The organism is Longimicrobium sp., assembly GCA_036389135.1.
Lineage (GTDB): Bacteria > Gemmatimonadota > Gemmatimonadetes > Longimicrobiales > Longimicrobiaceae > Longimicrobium.
On record DASVQP010000024.1, the window covers coordinates 12024 to 29251 of the forward strand.

Genomic DNA, 17228 nt, shown 5'->3' on the forward strand with positions numbered 1-17228 from the left:
TTCAGACCTGGTGACGAGGTTCCGCCGATGCAGTTCAACATTGAGATCGAGCGCGAAGACGATGGTCGCTGGATCGCTGAGGTACCCGACATGCCCGGCGTGATGGTGTATGGCGACAACCGCGCATCCGCCGTCGCCAAAGTGCAGGCGTTGGCGCTTCGCGTTCTCGCCGAACGCCTCGAGCACGGCGAGGAAATTCCGGAGCTGCTCAGCGTCTCGTTTCTCGCGGCATGAGCATCTGGCCGAGCACGAAGGCGCGGCGTGTTCTGGCCGCGCTGCTTCGAATCGGCTGGGCGGTAAATCGTCAACAAGGCACATCTCACCGCACGCTCACCCGCGAGGGCTGGCCGGACTACGTCTTCGCTTTCCACGACTCCGATGAGGTCGGCGGACGGATGCTCGCACGGATCGCAAAGCGTACGGGCCTTAGACCGGAAGACCTGTAGGGGAAGCCGTCGCGAAACTCGCGAGCGGCTCACCCTATATTAAAGCGTGTCTTCGCTCAGCCCTCTTCGAACGCCTCACGGCTGCGGATCTAGTGGAGGAATCGTACGTCTCACAGAACGCAGTTGCGCGCGCACCTAGACACAAGTACATGCGACTATCGGCCACCACCAGGGCAGTGGAAGGTCGCCCGTTGCGCGACTTGCAGTACAACGCGCGAGGGAGTTAATGAAACCTTCCTAACCGGGTCAACAAGATACAATCCACGGGAGAGAAAAATGATCAACGGCATCGATGGAGACTTTACCGGTAGTGCTCGTCTGAACGTTTTGCTGAACACACTTGACGAATGGCGTGTCCCCCCAGGGTTCCGCTTGCGGGTTTCCCGTGTGGGATCATCGACCGAGATCGAAGCGGTTGAACTCACCCTCGACGCTTTGCGGCGCGCGCATGGATATATCCCGCGGGAGGGGCAGGGGTACTGGAGGCTTGTGGACGCGCCGGGCAAACAGGGCTATACGGCGGAGTTCCCGGTCGACCTGCGCGACAGTTACAACTTCGTTGGTCAAGACATGCACGACGAGCGCGGCTTCGCGCAAGCAGTTGTGGATCGTGGTATCCGGATGATCAAGAGCAACTCGCCGTGAGGCCAGCCCTGGCGTCCTCCTCCGGGCCTCTTCGGCTCACTCCCTACCGGGTCGTCTCCTGGACCGCGGCTTCTACCGTCCGCCCTTCCCGCCGCAGTATCGTCTCCGCAGCGTGGCGATCCGGCCCCCATCTGTCCGGGTGCGCCTTGCCCATCTCGCGCACCTCAGCGGTGAACCCGGCCAGGTGAATCCGGGCTACCGTTGACCAGGAGGGCCGCAGCGGACGACTCGGCGACGCGAGAGGTGCGAGTGCGGGTCCGCGGTATCGGTGCTCCGGGAAGGGCGGGGTCGGCACGAAACATGGCTATATGGTACCCGCGTTCGTTACCGTGAGCAACGCTCAGCCCAAAATGAGAAAACCCCCACAGCACACAAGTAATTTGTGCTGTGGGGGTTTATCTTAAGTGCGCTCGACAGGATTCGAACCTGTGGCCTTCGCCTCCGGAGGGCGACGCTCTATCCAGCTGAGCTACGAGCGCGGATGTTCAGGGAGGCGAATAAGCCGAGTTCTGTCCCCGGCGAGCCGGGGGAGGACCATTTCTCTGGGACCGGCGTTGCCGCCGGCCTCGTGCAGCCTACCCGTGACTGTGAAGAACCGGGGTCCTTCGCGGGACGGGCCGCCCCTCGTCACTGCTTGGCCTTGCTCCGGGTGGGGCTTGCCGTGCCACGGCTGTCGCCAGCCGCGCGGTGCGCTCTTACCGTCACCGTTTCACCCTTGCCTGTGCTGCCCCGAAGGGAGCCATCGGCGGTTTGCTTTCTGTTGCGCTTTCCATCGCCTCGCGGCGCCCGGACGTTATCCGGCACCCTGCCCTGCGGAGCTCGGACTTTCCTCGACGCGAACGCCGCGGTCCTCACTCGCCTCCCAGATCCGAATTGTCAAAGATGCCCAGGAGAGGACTCGAACCTCCACGCCGGTTAAGGCACCAGATCCTTAGTCTGGCCTGTCTACCAATTTCAGCACCTGGGCACAAACAACAGCCGGTACCAGGCTTCGGACAGTGCTCTCGAGAGGACTCGAACCTCCACGGGCTTACGCCCACTAGATCCTGAATCTAGCGCGTCTACCAATTCCGCCACAAGAGCGAGAATGTCCGTAGCTGGTACCGACTGGCCGGAGGCGTGGGGTGAGCCACGCCGCCGAAAGTGCGCCCGGAGAGATTCGAACTCCCGACCTTCTGATCCGTAGTCAGACGCTCTATCCAGCTGAGCTACGGGCGCATATACCGACGGTTCTGTCAAAAAACACGCTTTCGCGTGCAGTGCACCGAGTAGGAATCGAACCTACAACCTTGGGATTAAGAGTCCCCTGCTCTGCCAGTTGAGCTATCGGTGCGTTGCCACTGGAAGCCCTTCAAGCTAAGCAAACCAGCCGGATGTGTCAACCGCCCGGGCCTTCCCGTTTCCAGCTACGGGCGTTGCAGGGCCAAGAATATGCCATCGGCCTTCCGCATCGTCAACCCCTCCCGCGCTATGGCGGGAGGGGCTTCCCGAAGGCCTCAGTACGCGGCGTAGCCGGTGACGTCCTGCCCCAGGATGAGGCCGTGGACGTCGTGCGTGCCCTCGTACGTATAGACGGACTCCAGGTTGGCCATGTGGCGCATGGCGGAGTACTCCACCAGGATGCCGTTGCCGCCCAGGAGGCGCCGCGCCTCGCGCGCGACGTTGGTGGCGATGTCCACGTTGTTGCGCTTGGCGAGCGACACCTGCTCCGGCCGCATCGTCCCCGCGTCCTTGAGGGTGCCCAGGCGCCAGGCCAGCAGCTGCGCCTTGGTGATGTCGGTGAGCATCTCGGCCAGGCGCGTCTGCTGGAGCTGCGTGGCGGCAATGGGCTTGCCGCCGAACTGCACGCGGTTCTTGGCGTACTGCAGGGCCTCGTCGTAGCACGCCATCGCCGCGCCGACGGCGCCCCACGCGATGCCGTAGCGCGCCTGCGTCAGGCACATCAGCGGGCTCTTGAGCCCCCCGGACTTCGGCAGCAGCGCCGTCTCGGGCACGTGCACGTCCTGCAGCACCAGCTCCGACGTGTCGGAGGCGAGCAGCGACAGCTTTCCCTTCTGGTCGCGCGCGGTGAAGCCGGGCGTGTCCGTGGGGACGATGAAGCCGCGGATCGACTTTGTGTCGTCCAGCTCGCCCGTCTTGGCCCAGATGATGGCGATGTTTGCGGTGGAGCCGTTGGTGATCCACATCTTGGCCCCGTCGATCACGTAGCCGTCGTCCGTCTTGCGGGCGCGCGTGATCATCCCGCCGGGGTTGGAGCCGAAGTCGGGCTCGGTGAGGCCGAAGCAGCCGATGACTTCGCCGGCGGCCATGCGCGGCAGGTACTCGCGCTTCTGCTCCTCGCTGCCGAAGGCGTAGATGGGGTACATGCAGAGCGCGCCCTGCACCGACGCGAAGGAGCGGATCCCGGAGTCGCCGCGCTCCAGCTCCTGCATGATGAGGCCATACGAGATGTTGTCCAGCCCCGCGCACCCGTACTCCTCGGGGAGGTTGGCGCCGAACACCCCCAGCTCCGCCATTCCGGGAATGAGCTGCTTCGGCAGGTAGCGTCCGATGTACGCGTCGTTGATCACGGGGAGGAGGTTCTCGTCCACCCACTCGCGCACCGTGTCGCGGATCATCCGCTGCTCCTCGGTGAGCAGCCCGTCTATGTCGTAGTAGTCGACGCCCTGGAACCTGGCCATCGCTCTTGCCTGTCGAAGGATTGTATAACCCGCTGGGATGCGGGAATATAGGCCGTGCGGGGGAGGGGCGGCAAGCACCCAGCCCCCTCCCCCCGGCCCCCTCCCCCGCCTGCGGGGGCGCAGGGCGGCGGAGGGGGAGAACTCCGCTCGCCGCGCGGATGCCCCGTAGGGGCGCGATTCATCGCGCCCGTGCCCAACGCTGCTCCGCCGCCCGCCTCAACAAACCAATTCCGTAGGGACAGCCCCGCGTGGCTGCCCGTGCCTTGCGACGCGAAGAACCCCGCCGCCGCGCACCCATGCACGCCAACCGCCCCTCCCCCGTGGTTTGGGGGAGGGGCAGCGAGGACCGAGCGGGGAGAGGGCCCGCGATGCCCGCCCCGCACCGCCACACGCAAACCGCCCCTCCCCCAGGTGGTTATTGGGGGAGGGGCCGCGAGGTGACGAGCGGGGGAGGGGGCCCTTCACTCGATCGTGTGCGACCCGTCCTTTTCCGTCTCCGCGACGCCGGGTTTGGCCTTGCGGTGGTCATAGAGGGCCCACCAGAGCAGGATGAAACCCGCCAGCGACGCCACGCCCGCACCCACCGTCGCGGTGTGGAAGAGGCGGCCGATGCCGAAGCCCAGCAGGATGCCTCCGACCGTGGCGGCCAGGACGTTGATCAGGGGACTCGCAAGGAAGCCGCGCATCTGCATCACCCCCGCGCGCGGGGCGTCATGCGACCGCGGATGACGTCGAACGCCACGCGCCGCGCCACCTTGAACATCACCCACGCCAGCGCCACCCCCAGCGCGATCCACACCACCATGAAGCGCGACTCCAGCAATCCGCCCCACACCAGCAGGTAGGCGTAGAGCAGCCCAAAGACCACCGCCGGCGCCCACGCCACGCGCGTGGAGCGGGAGACGAGGCGACCGCGGCACTGTGAGCACCAGCCGGCCGCGTCCGGCTTGTCGTGCTCGCCGAACTGGCGGCCGCAGACGCGGCAGGGGCCCGTCCACTCTTCGGACATGGCTAGAGCCGCCGGATGAGGGCATCGGTGAACGAGTCCGTCGTTCCGGTGCCGCCCAGGTCGGGGGTCAGCGTGTCGTTCTCGCGGATGGCGCCCTCCAGCGCGGCGATGATGCGGCGCGACGGCTCGCGCATCCCCAGGTGGTCCAGCATCAGCGTGGCGCCCATCAGGAGCGCGGCCGGGTTGGCGATGTTCTTCCCCGCGATGTCCGGCGCGGAGCCGTGCACCGCCTCGAAGATCGCCGCGTCCTTGCCGATGTTGGCGCCCGGGGCCAGACCGAGGCCGCCCACCAGCCCCGCGATCTGGTCCGAGAGGATGTCGCCGAACATGTTCTCGCAGACGATCACGTCGAAGCGGTAGGGGTCCATCACCAGCATCATGGCGGTCGCGTCGATGATGCGGTCCTCGAACTCCACGCGGCCGGCGTACTCCTTGGCGATCTCCTTCCCCATGTCCAGAAAGAGGCCCTGCGTGTACTTGAGGATGTTGGCCTTGTGCGCCAACGTCACCTTCTTGCGGCCGTTGTTCACGGCGTACTCGAAGGCGTAGCGCAGGATGCGGTTGACGCCGAAGCGGGTCACCAGCATTACCGACTCGGCGGCGGCGCGCGGGTCGTCGCCGATGCCGATGTAGTGCTCCACGCCGCTGTACAGCCCCTCGGTGTTCTCGCGGATCAGGACGATGTCGATCCCCTCGTAGCGCCCGCCCGACACCAGGGTGCGCGCGGGGCGCACGTTGGCGTACAGGTCGAACTCCTTGCGCAGCGCCACGTTGATCGAGCGGAAGCCCACCCCGGAGGGCGTGGTCAGCGGCCCCTTGAGCGCCACGCGCGTCTCGCGGATGGAGTCGATCGTCTCCTGCGGGAGCGGGGTGTTGTGCGTGGCGACGGCGGAGACGCCCGCCGGCCTCTCGTCCCACGTGAGCTCGGCGCCGGCGGCTTCCAGCACGCGCACCACGGCACGGGTGATGTCGGGCCCGATTCCGTCACCGGGGATCAGCGTTACGGTCTGCGGCATGGGGTACGGCTTCAGGGATTAGGGAACAGGAAACTGGGTACAGGACCGATGGGCCGTGCAAGACGGATGCGAGCGCGCGCTCAGCGGCTCCCCGCCACCAGCATCCGCTCGGCCAGGGCGGCGGCGGCGCTGGCGAGGGCGGCGCGGTCGAAGGCCGGGCGCTCGTCCCCCTCCGCGTCGCCGTGCCAGATGACGCGGGCGCTGCGGGCGTCCACCACCGCGGCCGTCATCCTCACGCGGCCCCCGCCGCTCCCCGGCATCCAGCGGGCGGCGCGGGGGATCAGCACCACGCGCGCGTCGGTCAGCGCGGAGTAGCGCCGCACGATGCCGCCCAGCGGGTCCACGATGGAGCGCTCGCCGTGGTGGATGTACGGGTCGTCGGGAAGCGCGCCGGGGTCCGCCGCGTAGCCGGGTGCCCCGCGCAGGGCGCGCCGCAGCTGATCCGGCGTCACCCACTGCGTGCGCGCGTCGCGCTCGGCGAGGGCGAAGACCAGCTCGCTCGTCGCCTCGTCGCGCGTGCCGACGCCCTCCGCCGCCTGCACGGGAAGGATCAGCACCCGCTGCCCGCCCAGGTCCATCGCCGGCATCGCCACCGGCGCGGGGACGGGCGCCGGGCCCGGGGCGGCGCGCGGGCCTCCGCACGCGGCGACGGCCAGCACCAGCACGGACGGCCTCACACAGAGCCACAGAGCAACAGAGAGAAAAGCAGAAGGGCTTCTCCGTGGCCTTTCCGTTCCCTCTGTGTCTCTGTGTGAGGCTCTTTTCACAGGAGGTGCCCGCCGTCTACGGGGATGACCGCGCCGGTGATGTGGCGCGCGTACTCGGAGCAGAGGAACATGACCACGTTTGCGACGTCCTGCGGATCGCCCAGGCGGCCGAGGACGGCGCGCTCGCGGGCCGTGTCCAGGATCTCGGCGGGGACGCCGCTGGTGAGGCGCGTGGTGCGGATGTACCCCGGCGCCACCGCGTTCACGTTCACGTTGCTCGGCCCCAGCTCCAGCGCCGCGGAGCGGGTGAGCCCCAGCAGCCCCGCCTTCGACGCGCTGTAGTTGGCCAGCCCGAACTCGCTGCGGATGCCGTGCACCGACGACACGTTCACGATCTTGCCGTCCGACTGGCGGCGGAACATGGGCGCCACGGCGCGGATCATGTGAAAGGCGCCCGTCAGGTTGGTGTCCAGCACCGTCCTCCACTGCTCGTCCGTCAGCCGCCAGAGGGCGCGGTCGCGGGCGATCCCGGCGTTGTTCACCAGGATGTTGATGGCGCCCAGCTCCTCGTGCGCGTCCTTCACGAAGCGGCTCACCTCGCCCGGGTCGCGCACGTCGCACGATGCGTGGTGCACGCGCACCTCCATCTGCGCGATCTCGCGCGCGGTGGCCTCGGCCTCCGCGCGCAGGTCCTCGCCGTCGTCGTAGCAGAAGTAGTTGAACGCCACGGCGGCCCCGTGCCGCGCGAACTCCAGCGCGATCGCCCTGCCGATCCCCGTGGCCCCGCCGGTGACGATGGCGACGCGCCCCCGCAGGCTGGAGCCGTAGCCCAGCGACTTGCTCTGCGTCTCCTCGCTCATCTCCACCAGGAGCTGCTCCACCTGGTCCTGCATCTGGACCATCTCGGGAGCGGTCGGGGAGTACTGCGCCGCGGGTTGCGGGGTGTGGCCGTGGGGAAGTCGCTCGCTGGGGTGCGGAGGCATCAAGCGACCCGGAGGTGGGAGGTGCGATGCTGCTGTGCGCGCGGAAGCTTACGGGCGCGGGAGGTTGGGGTGCAAGCTCCCGGCGCGCGGGCACAGGGCGGCCATCGTTACACAGAGCAAGCTCCGCGCCGGGCCAACGCCGCGCGGGGCGGAGGGTTTCCCCCCCCGCCCCCGCTCGGCGCCCGCACCTGCGCCCGCACGTGCGCGCGCTATGCGTTCGAGAGCGCCCCGGCCCCGTGCTTGATCGAGCGGCCTTCCACCAGGAACACCACGTCCTCGCCGATGTTGGTGGCGAGGTCGGCGATCCGCTCCAGGTTGCGGCTGGCCAGGAAGAGCGACATCGCGCTGCCGATGCGGCGCGGGTCCTCCATCATGTGCGTCACCAGGATGCGGAAGACGGAGTCGTGGAGCTGGTCCACACGGTCGTCGCGCCGGCACACCTCGCGCGCGCCCGCCGCGTCGCCGCGCACGAAGCAGTCGAGGGCGTCGGAGAGCATCTCGCGGGCAAGGCGCGACATCTCGTCGATCTCCGCCAGCTCCATGCTCACCGGGTGCTCCGCCTGGTGCCGCACCCCCTCCGCGATGTTGACGGCGTGGTCGCCCACCCGCTCCAGGTCGTTGGAGATCTTCATCGCCATGGTGATCAGCCGGAGGTCGCGCGCCATCGGCTGCTGCAGCGCCAGCAGGTGAATGCAGCTGTCGTCCACCGCGATCTCCATGGCGTCCAGATCGTTGTCGCGCGCGATCACCTGCTCCGCGAGCGCCACGTCGCGCTCCGTGCGGGCCTGCACCGCCATCCCCACCAGGTCCTCGGCCAGCGCGGACATGTTGAGGAGCTGGTGCTTGAGGCGCGCCAGCTCCTCGTGGAAGTGGCGCACCCCCGGCGTGGGGCTCATCCGAACCTCCCGGTGATGTACGCCTCGGTGCGGTCCTCGCGCGGGTTGGTGAAGATCTGGTGCGTCGATCCCACCTCCACCAGCCCGCCCATGTAAAAGAACGCGGTGAGGTCGGAGACGCGCGCCGCCTGCTGCATGTTGTGGGTCACGATCACGATGGTGTACTCGTCCTTGAGCTGGTAGATCAGCTCCTCGATCTTCTGCGTGGCGATGGGGTCCAGCGCGCTCGCCGGCTCGTCCATCAGCAGCACCTCCGGCTGCACCGCCAGCGCCCGCGCGATGCACAGGCGCTGCTGCTGGCCTCCGGAAAGACCGAGCGCGCTGCGGTCCAGGCGGTCCTTGACCTCGTCCCACAGCGCGGAGGACTGCAGCGAGCGCTCCACGATCTCGTTGAGCTCCGCGCGGCCGCGGGCGAGGCCGTTGACGCGGGCGCCGTACGCCACGTTGTCGTAGATCGACTTGGGGAACGGGTTGGACTTCTGGAAGACCATCCCCACCCGCTTGCGCAGGTTCACCACGTCGAGCCCCTCGCGGTATACGGACTCGCCGCGGATCAGGATTTCGCCGTCGTGCCGCACGCCGGGGATCAGGTCGTTCATGCGGTTGATGGAGCGCAGAAAGGTGCTCTTGCCGCACCCGGACGGGCCGATCAGCGCCGTCACCTGCCGCTCGGGCACCTCCAGCGTGATGTCGTTGAGCGCGCGGTTGTTGCCGTACCAGAAGGAGAAGTCGCGCGCCTCCACGGCGAGCGGCACGGTGCCGGTCGATGCGTTGCCGGGCGCGTCCGGCACGGTGCGCGGCGCGGCGGTGGCGATCTGTTGCATGGTCATCGTCCCTTGTACGGGCTGCGGATGAAGAGGCGGGCCGTGAGGCTCACCCCCAGCACCAGTGCAATCAGCAGGAGCGACGCGGCCCAGGCCAGGCGGTGCCACTCCTCGTAGGGCGAGATGGCGTACTGGAAGATCTGCACGGGAAGCGCGGCGATCGGCTCGCTCAGCTTCCATCCCCAGAACGGGTTGCCGAGCGCGGTAAAGAGGAGCGGCGCCGTCTCGCCCGAGATGCGCGCCAGCGACACCAGCACGCCGGTCAGGATGCCGCTGCGCGCCGCGGGAAGCACGATCCCCAGCGTGGTGCGCCAGCGGGTGAAGCCCAGCGCCAGGCCACCGTCGCGCAGCTCGCGGGGCACCAGGCGCACCATCTCCTCGGTGGTGCGGGTGACCATGGGGATGAGCATGATGGCCAGCGCCACGCCCCCCGCCAGCGCGGAGAAGTGCCCCATCGACACCACCACCCACGCCCACACGAAGATGCCGATGACGATGGACGGGATGCCGTTCATCACGTCGGTGATGAAGCGCACGGCGTTGGCCACGCGGCTCCCCTCCGCCTCGGCCAGAAAAAGCCCCGCGCCGATGGCCACCGGCAGCCCGAAGACGGCGCCGAGCCCCACCAGGATGCCGGTGCCCAGGATGCCGTTCCCCACCCCGCCGCCGGGCTCGCCCACCGGCGCCGGGGTCTCGGTGAAGAAGTCGCCGTTCATGGCCGCGATCCCGGCCCGCAGCAGGTGCCACAGGATCAGCACCAGCGGGAGCACCGTGAGCAGCGCCGCCACCCCGGTCATCGCCAGCATCACCGTGCTGGTGGTGCGCCGCCGCCGGTCGCGCCACGAGGGCGCGGTCACAGTCGGAGTGTTCATGTCAGGCGCCCCACCTCCGCCCCGCCCGGATGGCTCATGCCAGGTGCGGACGAGGGTGCATCATTTCCTGAACGAAGCGCCGCCCGGTACCCGCCCTCGCGCCGCACCCCTGGCGCGGAGTGAAGGAGACGGGCTCTGTCGAACGCGCAGATCCAACCCATGTTCGGTAGATGGTTCGGTCCATGGTGCCCGGCGTGCGGCGCGAGCGGCATGCGCAGGTGTATCGAGGCCATGGCCGGGTCGGGCTGCGGGATGAGCGCTTCGGTGGCGGAGCGCGCTTCGATCTGCACGTACCAGCTTCGAACATGGGCCGGTGCGGTGCAAGTGGCGGAGGCCGTCTCCTTCACTCGGCGCCACAGGATTGTGCGGGTGCAGGTGCGGTGCGGCGCTTCGTTCAGGAAATGGGGGTGTCTCGTCCGCGGTGGCGCGGCGGAGCCGTGGGGGTCGTGGATTCTCATCGTCTACTTCCCCGCGCGGCGCGCGACGCGCCACACCAGCAGGCGCGCGACCGAGTTCACCACGATGGTGATGCCGAAGAGGATCAGGCCGATCTCCATGAGCGCGGCCAGGTGCAGGTCGTCCGACGCCTCGCTGAACTCGTTGGCGAGCACGCTGGCCATGGTGTAGCCGGGCGCGAAGAGCGAGGTGGGGATGTCTGGCCGGTTGCCGATGACCATGGTGATGGCCATCGTCTCGCCCAGCGCGCGGCCCAGCCCCAGGATGGTGGCGCCGATGATCCCCGGCACCGCGTAGGGGAGCACGACCTGCCAGGTCATCTCCCAGCGCGTGGCGCCCAGCGCGAGCGCGGCCTCACGCTGGTCGCGCGGCACGGCGGCCAGAACCTCGCGCGACACGGCGGAGATGAAGGGGACGATCATGATGGCCAGGATCGCCCCGCCGGCCATGATGCTGGTGCCGTACGCCGGCCCGGCGAAGAGCGGAAACGAGTCGCCGAACGCGCTGGCGAGCGGCTGCTGGATGCTGGAGCGCAGCCAGGGCACCAGCACGAAGATCCCCCACAGCCCGTAGACCACGGAGGGGATGGCGGCCAGCAGCTCGGTGCCGAAGGCCACCGGCGCGGCGATCCAGCGCGGCGACAGCTCGGTCAAAAAGATGGCGAGCCCCACCGCCAGCGGCACCGCGATCAGCAACGCCAGGAGCGACGACGCCAGCGTGCCGAAGATGAACGGAAGCGCGCCGTAGCTCCCCGCCACCGGGTTCCAGTCCGATCCGATGATGAAGCCGCCGCCGAACCGCTGCAGCGCGGGCCAGGCGGCGGTCCCCACGCGCAGCAGGATGAAGCCGAAGAGGATGGGGATCGCCGCGCCGAACGCGCCCAGCGTGATGGCGTAGGCGCGGTCCGCCAGGTTGCCGTGGCGCACGGACGGGAAGACGCGGCGGACCCTGGAACGGGGTCCACCGCCCGCCAGCACGCCGGCCTGCTCGGGAGTGGGCTGCATAAGCGCGTCAGCCGGCCAGCGCGGGCTGGCGCTGGGGGCCGCAGGTGACGCCCTGGAGCTTCCGCAGCACCTCCGCGCGCACCGCCTCCGGCAACGGCGCGTAGTGGAGCTGCCGCGCCATCTCGCCGCCCTCGGCCAGCGTCCAGCGCACCAGCCCCACGAGCGCCCGCGCCTTGCCGCAATCCTCCATCTGCCCAGGGACCAGCAGGTAGGTGAACGACGCCACCGGGTACGCCTGCGCGCCGGGGGCGTTCACCACCGACATGCGCAGGTCAGGATGCTGCCGGAGCTGCTCGCCGAGGTCGGCGGCCGCGGCGGTGGTCGACTCCACGCTGGGCTGCACGAAGGCGCCGGCCGAGTTGCGCAGCGCCGTCACCGGGAGCTGGTTCTGCGTGGCGTAGGCGAGCTCCACGTATCCGATGGCCCCCTCGCTCTGCTTCACCGAGCCCGTCACCCCCTCGTTGCCCTTGGCGCCCAGACCGGTGGGCCATTTCACCGACTTCCCCGTCCCCACCTGCTGCTTCCACTCCGGGCTGACGGTGGCCAGGTAGTCGGTGAAGACGTGCGTCGTGCCGCTCCCGTCCGTGCGGTACACGGGGAGGATGTCGGCGTTGGGAAGCGTGACGCCGGGGTTGAGCCCGGCGATCCGCGCGTCGTTCCACTTGCGGATGGTGCCCAGGTAGATGGCGGCCAGCGTCGGTCCGTCCAGCCGCAGCGGCTGCCGCAGCCCCGGAATGTTGTACGACACCGCCACCGAGCCCAGCACCGTGGGCACGTGCAGGATTTCCGGCTTGCGGGCCAGCTCCGCGTCCGTCATCGGCGCGTCCGAGGCGCCGAAGTCCACGGTGCCCTGCGTGATCTGCCGGATGCCGGCGCCCGAGCCCACGGAGGCGTAGTTCACGCGCACCGGGTTGCTCTGGCCGTAGGTGGCGAACCACTTGGAGTAGATGGGCATGGGAAAGGTGGCGCCCGCGCCCGTAAGCGTAACGGTGCCCGGTGCGGCGCCCGCGCTTCCCTTCATCGCACCCGGCGTGCTCCCCCCGCCGTCCCCGCCGCACGCGGCGAGGATGGAGAGAGCGAGCGCGGCGGGAAAAAATCGACGATTCGTCATGTCGGTAGTCCACGGTTGGTCGAAGATCGGCCTCCTCGATGGCGCGTGATCCTACCCATGCTCCGTAACGCGTCGGTAACGGCGGGCCCCCGCAGCGTAACCGGGCCGTGTAACACCCTTTTCCCCGCGCGGGCCGCACGATAGCTTTGGCGCGGGATTCCGGGACCGGCGCCGGCATGCGGCGCGTTACGCACCGGAATGCCTCATCGTTACACATCGATTTCCCCTGGAGGACGCAGTGGGCCTCTTTCCAAGAGACGAGCAGTTCTTCCCGATGTTCAGCGAGATGGCCAAGCGCCTCTCGGGGTGCGCGGACCTGATCGCGCAGATGTTCGCCGAGCCGGCGCGCATCGACGAGCTGGTGTTGGAGATCAAGCGGCTGGAGCACGAGGCGGACGTGATGACGCGCGAGATCAACGCGCGCATCGACCGCAGCATCGTGACCCCGCTGGACCGCGAGGACATCCACCTGCTGGCCGGCCGCCTGGACAACGTGATCGACCTGCTGGACGGCACCGCGCGCCGCGTGCAGATGTTCCACGTCCGCCAGATGCGCCCCGAAGCCGCGCGCCTGGCCGACGTGCTGCGCCGCGCCGCCGCGTGCATCGAGGCGGCGGTCATCAACCTCAAGAAGCCCAAGCTGATGCTGGAGCGCACCAGCCAGCTCAAGGCGCTGGAGGAGGAGGGCGACGCGATCTACTTCGAGGCGGTGCACGCCCTGTTCGCCAACTCGGCCGGCGACCCGCTCGAGATCATCAAGTGGAAGGAGCTGTTCGACAAGCTCGAGGACGCCATCGACGAGTGCGACCACGTGTCGCACGTGCTGGAGAGCATCGCCATCAAGAACGGGTGACCGCCGTGGACGCGAACGTCGTTTACATCCTGGTGATCATCGCGGTCGCGTTCGCCTTCGACTTCATCAACGGCTTCCACGACTCGGCGAACTCGATCGCGACGGTGGTGGGCACCCGGGTGCTGAGCCCGGTGAAGGCGGTGTTCTGGGCCGCGTTCTTCAACTTCGCCGCGCTCTTCGTGGTGGGCACCGCGGTGGCGAAGACGATGGGCAAGGGGATGATCGACGTGAACATCGTCACCCCCAGCGTGGTGATGGGCGCGCTGATGGGCGCCATCACCTGGAACCTGATCACCTGGTACTACGGCATCCCCTCCTCGTCGTCGCACGCGCTGCTGGGCGGCTACGCGGGGGCGGCGGTGGCAAAGGCGGGGTTCGCCGCCATCATCCCGGGCGGGTGGGTGAAGACGATCCTCTTCATCTTCCTTTCCCCGCTGATCGGCATGGCGCTGGGGTGGCTGCTGATGCTGATCGTGCTGTGGACCTTCCACAAGAGCAGCGCGGGCTTCGCGGACCGCTTCTTCCGCGTGGCGCAGCTCGCCTCGTCGGCCGTCTTCTCGCTGTCGCACGGCGGCAACGACGCGCAGAAGACGATGGGGATCATCGTGGGGCTGCTGGTGTCGTCCAACGCCGTCTTCGCGGGGCAGACGGGGTGGATGCGGCACCTGTACCTTCCCAATGCGGACCACGTGCCGCTCTGGGTGGAGCTGCTGGCGTACACCATGATCTCGCTGGGCACGCTCTTCGGCGGGTGGCGGATCGTGCACACGATGGGCACCCGCATCACCCGCCTGCGCCCGGTCGGCGGCTTCTGCGCGGAGACGGGCGGCGCCATGAGCATCTTCATCGCGACGCACTTCGGCATCCCGGTGAGCACCACGCACACCATCACCGGCGCCATCGTGGGCGTGGGCGCGACGCGGCGGCTTTCGGCGGTCCGCTGGAACATCGCGGGACGCATCGTGTGGGCCTGGTTCCTTACGATCCCCGCGGCGTTCGGCGTGTCGGCCCTCTGCTACTGGCTGCTGAGGGTAACCGTCGCGCCCTGAGTCGTCTGGCCGATGATGAGAAAGGCGCCCGGACCAGCCATGGTCCGGGCGCCTTTCCAGACGGCGTCCGTTACGATCCCGCCGGCGCCGCGGCCAACCCCCGAAACGGTCACGTCAACCGATGCCCCTCGTCCGCCGCGGTACGGCCGCCGTTACCTGCGCGGCTGCACTCGCCGTTACATGCGCCCTTCCCGCCCGCGCCCAGCAGCAGCCCGCCTCCCCGACCTTCACCGTCAACGGGATGGAGGTCACGCTGGGCGCGCGCGTGCAGACCCAGCTCAACACGAGCAGCGTGGACTCCGTCCCTGCGACGGACTGGCTCCTCCGCCGTGCGCGGGTGGAGCTGTCCACGCGCTACGGTCCGCTGGTGGCGGGGCGGCTCCAGGTGGACTTCGCCGGAAACCGCGTGGCGCTCAAGGACGCGTACGTGCGGCTGAACTTCCACCCCGCGCTCAGCGTGCTGGCCGGCAACGCGCATCGCCCGTTCGGCGCGATCGCGCAGACCAACTCCGCGCAGATGGCGCCCATCGAGCGCGGCGTGCGCATCCGCGGCCTCCGTGCCCGCGACGAGTACGCGCTCGTAACCGACCTCGGCTACGCGGAGCGCGACGTGGGCGTGCAGCTGATGGGACGGCCCGATCTCCCGCTGCGCCCCTTTTACGCGGCCGCTTTCACCAACGGCCCCGTGCACACGGTGGGCGGGGGCGAGCGCAGCTATCAGCTCTCGGCGCGCGCGGGTTTCCAGCCGCTCCCGGGCGTCACCCTCGGCGGCTCCTGGGGCCGCCGCGACTTCGTGCAGCCCGCCGCCGGCTCCGCGCCCGCCCGCTCCCGCGGTGGCCAGGCCTGGGCCATCGATGCGGAGGTGGGCGGCTACCGTCCCGGCCCGCACGCCGTCGCCGAGCTCGCGTTCGGCGACGGTGACCCGTTCGCCGGCCGGCGCTTCCTGGGCGCCCAGGGATGGATCTCCTACCGCACCAAGCCGCTGGGAAGCCGCGTCGCCTCTGTCGAGCCCCTCATCCGCGTCAGCCACGGCGACCCCGACACGGACCTCGACGCTCCCGAAGACGGCGCCGGCACCCTGATCACCCCGGGCTTCAACGTCTATCTCGGGGGCCTCAACCGCGTCATGTTCAACTACGACTTCTGGCGCGGCGCCCACGGCGCGCCGAGCGGCCAGAGCTTCAAGGCGCAGTTCCAGATGGCGTTTTGAGGGGGCGGCTGTGACCGGGCGAGTGAACTCGCTGCAACAACAGCACAAAGTCCGCCTTCGCGGACTCGGGGGCGAGATCCGCCCGTATTCCTGATTCCCGGCGCCGCCGCACCGTAGGGGCGCGATTCATCGCGCCCGCCCTCTCCCCCACCTTGACCTCCGCTCTCCGCACCGATCCCGTAGGGGCAGACCCACGTGTCTGCCCGTGCCATGGGAATGCACCGTGCCCCGCCATCCCCGACCGGCGTTCGAGGTGCCCCGTTCCAGGAGCCCCGTTCGAGAGCGCGGACTCCGGGTCTGATGCCGGGGTGCACGAGCCGGCTTCAGCCGCCTTCCCGTGGTTCCAGCCGGGGGATTCATCCCCCGGCGACCAGCCGCCGGACCCACAAAGAAGCCCCGGCTCGCAACCCGAGCCGGGGCCTCTTTGCATCCCAACCCTCAAACCCCGCCCGTCAGACCAGCGCCCCCGCCTCCGCCCCCGCCAGGAAGCGCTCGGCGAGCTCCACGTACTCGGTCGTCCCGATGAACAGGGGCGTGCGCTCGTGGAGGTCGTGGGGGATGATCTCCATGATGCGCTGCTCGCCCGTGGAGGCGCGGCCGCCGGCGTGCTCGGCGATCATGGCGAGCGGCGCGGCCTCGTACAGCAGGCGCAGCTTCCCCTGCGGGCACTTCACGTCGGCCGGGTACATGAACATCCCGCCGTACAGCAGGTTGCGGTGGAAGTCCGCCACCAGGGAGCCGATGTAGCGCGCGCTGAACGGCTTCGGGTTGTCGCCGTCCGCGTTCTTGAGGTGGTCCACCATCCGGCGCTGCTCCTCGGACCAGCGGGCGTAGTTCCCCTCGTTGACGCTGTAGATCCGCTGCCCGGGCGAGGGGATCCTGATGTTGGGGTGCGACAGGAGGAACTCGCCGATCGAGGGCTCCAGCGTGAAGCCGTGCACCCCGTTGCCGGTGGTGTACACCAGCATCGTGGACGACCCGTAGACGATGTACCCCGCCGCCACCTGCTTCGTCCCCGGCTGCAGGCAGTCCTCCACGCAGCCGCGCGCGTGGTCGCTGACCTTGCGGTGCACCGAGAAGATGGTGCCCACGCTGACGTTGGCGTCGATGTTCGACGATCCGTCCAGCGGGTCGAAGAGCACGCAGTAGTTCCCCGTGGGGAACCGGTCGGGGATGGGGATGAAGTCCTCCACCTCTTCCGAGGCCATCCCGCACAGGTGCCCCGTGTGGTCCAGCGCCTTGAAGATCACCTCGTTGGCGAACTCGTCCAGCTTGCGCACCTCCTCGCCCTGGATGTTCACCTCGCCCGTGAGCCCAAGCACGTCCGCGAGCCCGGCGCGCCGCACCTCGCGCGCGATCATCTTGGCGGAGAAGGCCAGGTCGTACAGGATGTTGCTGAACGCACCGGTCGCCTCGGGGAACTCGCGCTCCGCCTCGATGATGTGGCGCTCGATGGTGACCAAGCC

Annotated in this window: 18 protein-coding genes, 5 tRNA genes and 1 other RNA gene; 6 read left to right on the top strand and 18 right to left on the bottom strand. The window is 68.9% G+C overall.

Annotated features, from left to right (window positions below; genetic code table 11):
* The first annotated feature begins 27 nt into the window (after nt 1–27).
* The 3 genes from VF584_05050 to VF584_05060 all read left to right on the top strand — a co-directional run bounded on the left by VF584_05050 (nt 28) and on the right by VF584_05060 (nt 1091).
* On the top strand, nt 28–234 hold the full coding sequence (locus VF584_05050) for a type II toxin-antitoxin system HicB family antitoxin (GenBank protein HEX8209538.1): 207 nt from the start codon (nt 28–30) through the stop codon (nt 232–234).
* A complete protein-coding gene (locus VF584_05055) occupies nt 231–446 on the top strand; it encodes a type II toxin-antitoxin system HicA family toxin (GenBank protein ID HEX8209539.1) in 216 nt (71 codons plus the stop codon). The genes VF584_05050 and VF584_05055 overlap by 4 nt, the downstream gene beginning before the upstream one ends.
* 276 nt (nt 447–722) lie before the next feature.
* A complete protein-coding gene (locus VF584_05060; protein HEX8209540.1) occupies nt 723–1091 on the top strand; it encodes a hypothetical protein in 369 nt (122 codons plus the stop codon).
* Nucleotides 1092–1496: 405 nt separating this feature from the next.
* Here VF584_05060 and VF584_05065 read toward each other — a convergent pair.
* From VF584_05065 to pstS, 17 genes are all read right to left on the bottom strand, one after another.
* A tRNA-Arg gene (locus tag VF584_05065) sits at nt 1497–1570 on the bottom strand.
* Nucleotides 1571–1573: 3 nt separating this feature from the next.
* Nucleotides 1574–1957, bottom strand: an RNA gene (gene rnpB, locus VF584_05070) — RNase P RNA component class A.
* A 17-nt stretch (nt 1958–1974) separates the two neighbouring features.
* Nucleotides 1975–2058: transfer RNA gene (locus VF584_05075), tRNA-Leu, on the bottom strand.
* A 32-nt stretch (nt 2059–2090) separates the two neighbouring features.
* Nucleotides 2091–2174 (bottom strand) — tRNA-Leu (locus VF584_05080).
* A 61-nt stretch (nt 2175–2235) separates the two neighbouring features.
* Nucleotides 2236–2309 (bottom strand) — tRNA-Arg (locus VF584_05085).
* A gap of 42 nt (nt 2310–2351) precedes the next feature.
* Nucleotides 2352–2424: transfer RNA gene (locus VF584_05090), tRNA-Lys, on the bottom strand.
* 163 nt (nt 2425–2587) lie between these two features.
* Complete coding sequence (locus VF584_05095; GenBank protein HEX8209541.1) at nt 2588–3772, bottom strand: acyl-CoA dehydrogenase family protein; 1185 nt, start codon at nt 3770–3772, stop codon at nt 2588–2590.
* Between the two features lie 461 nt (nt 3773–4233).
* Entirely contained in the window at nt 4234–4458 is a 225-nt protein-coding gene (locus tag VF584_05100) for a hypothetical protein (protein ID HEX8209542.1), read from the bottom strand.
* Between the two features lie 5 nt (nt 4459–4463).
* Nucleotides 4464–4781: a hypothetical protein gene (locus VF584_05105; protein HEX8209543.1), complete on the bottom strand. Its 318-nt coding sequence runs from the start codon at nt 4779–4781 to the stop codon at nt 4464–4466.
* A 2-nt stretch (nt 4782–4783) separates the two neighbouring features.
* Nucleotides 4784–5797, bottom strand: coding sequence for an isocitrate/isopropylmalate family dehydrogenase (locus tag VF584_05110; GenBank protein ID HEX8209544.1), 1014 nt, complete (start codon nt 5795–5797; stop codon nt 4784–4786).
* Nucleotides 5798–5877: 80 nt separating this feature from the next.
* Nucleotides 5878–6474 carry a hypothetical protein gene (locus VF584_05115; protein HEX8209545.1) on the bottom strand — a complete coding sequence of 199 codons (597 nt, stop codon included), beginning with the start codon at nt 6472–6474 and terminating at the stop codon, nt 5878–5880.
* A gap of 86 nt (nt 6475–6560) precedes the next feature.
* Nucleotides 6561–7487, bottom strand: coding sequence for a 3-oxoacyl-ACP reductase family protein (locus VF584_05120; GenBank protein HEX8209546.1), 927 nt, complete (start codon nt 7485–7487; stop codon nt 6561–6563).
* A gap of 209 nt (nt 7488–7696) precedes the next feature.
* A complete protein-coding gene (gene phoU, locus VF584_05125; protein ID HEX8209547.1) occupies nt 7697–8383 on the bottom strand; it encodes a phosphate signaling complex protein PhoU in 687 nt (228 codons plus the stop codon).
* Entirely contained in the window at nt 8380–9213 is an 834-nt protein-coding gene (gene pstB, locus VF584_05130; protein HEX8209548.1) for a phosphate ABC transporter ATP-binding protein PstB, read from the bottom strand. The genes phoU and pstB overlap by 4 nt, the downstream gene beginning before the upstream one ends.
* Complete coding sequence (pstA, locus tag VF584_05135) at nt 9210–10079, bottom strand: phosphate ABC transporter permease PstA (protein HEX8209549.1); 870 nt, start codon at nt 10077–10079, stop codon at nt 9210–9212. The genes pstB and pstA overlap by 4 nt, the downstream gene beginning before the upstream one ends.
* A 461-nt stretch (nt 10080–10540) precedes the next feature.
* Nucleotides 10541–11539, bottom strand: coding sequence for a phosphate ABC transporter permease subunit PstC (pstC, locus tag VF584_05140; protein ID HEX8209550.1), 999 nt, complete (start codon nt 11537–11539; stop codon nt 10541–10543).
* A gap of 7 nt (nt 11540–11546) precedes the next feature.
* Nucleotides 11547–12650 (bottom strand): phosphate ABC transporter substrate-binding protein PstS, encoded by a 1104-nt coding sequence (gene pstS / locus VF584_05145; protein HEX8209551.1) that lies wholly within the window; start codon nt 12648–12650, stop codon nt 11547–11549.
* Nucleotides 12651–12888: 238 nt separating this feature from the next.
* Between pstS and VF584_05150 the strand changes: the two genes are divergently transcribed.
* The 3 genes from VF584_05150 (at nt 12889) to VF584_05160 (ending at nt 15762) form a co-directional block, all read left to right on the top strand.
* Nucleotides 12889–13503 carry a DUF47 family protein gene (locus VF584_05150; GenBank protein HEX8209552.1) on the top strand — a complete coding sequence of 205 codons (615 nt, stop codon included), beginning with the start codon at nt 12889–12891 and terminating at the stop codon, nt 13501–13503.
* A complete protein-coding gene (locus tag VF584_05155; GenBank protein ID HEX8209553.1) occupies nt 13500–14552 on the top strand; it encodes an inorganic phosphate transporter in 1053 nt (350 codons plus the stop codon). The genes VF584_05150 and VF584_05155 overlap by 4 nt, the downstream gene beginning before the upstream one ends.
* A gap of 121 nt (nt 14553–14673) precedes the next feature.
* A complete protein-coding gene (locus tag VF584_05160) occupies nt 14674–15762 on the top strand; it encodes a hypothetical protein (protein HEX8209554.1) in 1089 nt (362 codons plus the stop codon).
* Nucleotides 15763–16214: 452 nt separating this feature from the next.
* Here the strand turns inward: VF584_05160 and fbp are convergent, their stop codons facing one another.
* Nucleotides 16215–17225, bottom strand: a complete 1011-nt coding sequence (fbp, locus tag VF584_05165) for a class 1 fructose-bisphosphatase (protein HEX8209555.1) — start codon at nt 17223–17225, stop codon at nt 16215–16217.
* Between the last annotated feature and the right edge of the window lie 3 nt (nt 17226–17228).

Coding starts and splice junctions, on each gene's coding strand:
- VF584_05050 (HEX8209538.1), top strand. CDS start 28: ATGCAGTTCAACATTGAGATCGAGCGCGAAGACGATGGTCGCTGGATC.
- VF584_05055 (HEX8209539.1), top strand. CDS start 231: ATGAGCATCTGGCCGAGCACGAAGGCGCGGCGTGTTCTGGCCGCGCTG.
- VF584_05060 (HEX8209540.1), top strand. CDS start 723: ATGATCAACGGCATCGATGGAGACTTTACCGGTAGTGCTCGTCTGAAC.
- VF584_05095 (HEX8209541.1), bottom strand. CDS start 3,772: ATGGCCAGGTTCCAGGGCGTCGACTACTACGACATAGACGGGCTGCTC.
- VF584_05100 (HEX8209542.1), bottom strand. CDS start 4,458: ATGCGCGGCTTCCTTGCGAGTCCCCTGATCAACGTCCTGGCCGCCACG.
- VF584_05105 (HEX8209543.1), bottom strand. CDS start 4,781: ATGTCCGAAGAGTGGACGGGCCCCTGCCGCGTCTGCGGCCGCCAGTTC.
- VF584_05110 (HEX8209544.1), bottom strand. CDS start 5,797: ATGCCGCAGACCGTAACGCTGATCCCCGGTGACGGAATCGGGCCCGAC.
- VF584_05120 (HEX8209546.1), bottom strand. CDS start 7,487: ATGCCTCCGCACCCCAGCGAGCGACTTCCCCACGGCCACACCCCGCAA.
- phoU (HEX8209547.1), bottom strand. CDS start 8,383: ATGAGCCCCACGCCGGGGGTGCGCCACTTCCACGAGGAGCTGGCGCGC.
- pstB (HEX8209548.1), bottom strand. CDS start 9,213: ATGACCATGCAACAGATCGCCACCGCCGCGCCGCGCACCGTGCCGGAC.
- pstA (HEX8209549.1), bottom strand. CDS start 10,079: ATGAACACTCCGACTGTGACCGCGCCCTCGTGGCGCGACCGGCGGCGG.
- pstC (HEX8209550.1), bottom strand. CDS start 11,539: ATGCAGCCCACTCCCGAGCAGGCCGGCGTGCTGGCGGGCGGTGGACCC.
- pstS (HEX8209551.1), bottom strand. CDS start 12,650: ATGACGAATCGTCGATTTTTTCCCGCCGCGCTCGCTCTCTCCATCCTC.
- VF584_05160 (HEX8209554.1), top strand. CDS start 14,674: ATGCCCCTCGTCCGCCGCGGTACGGCCGCCGTTACCTGCGCGGCTGCA.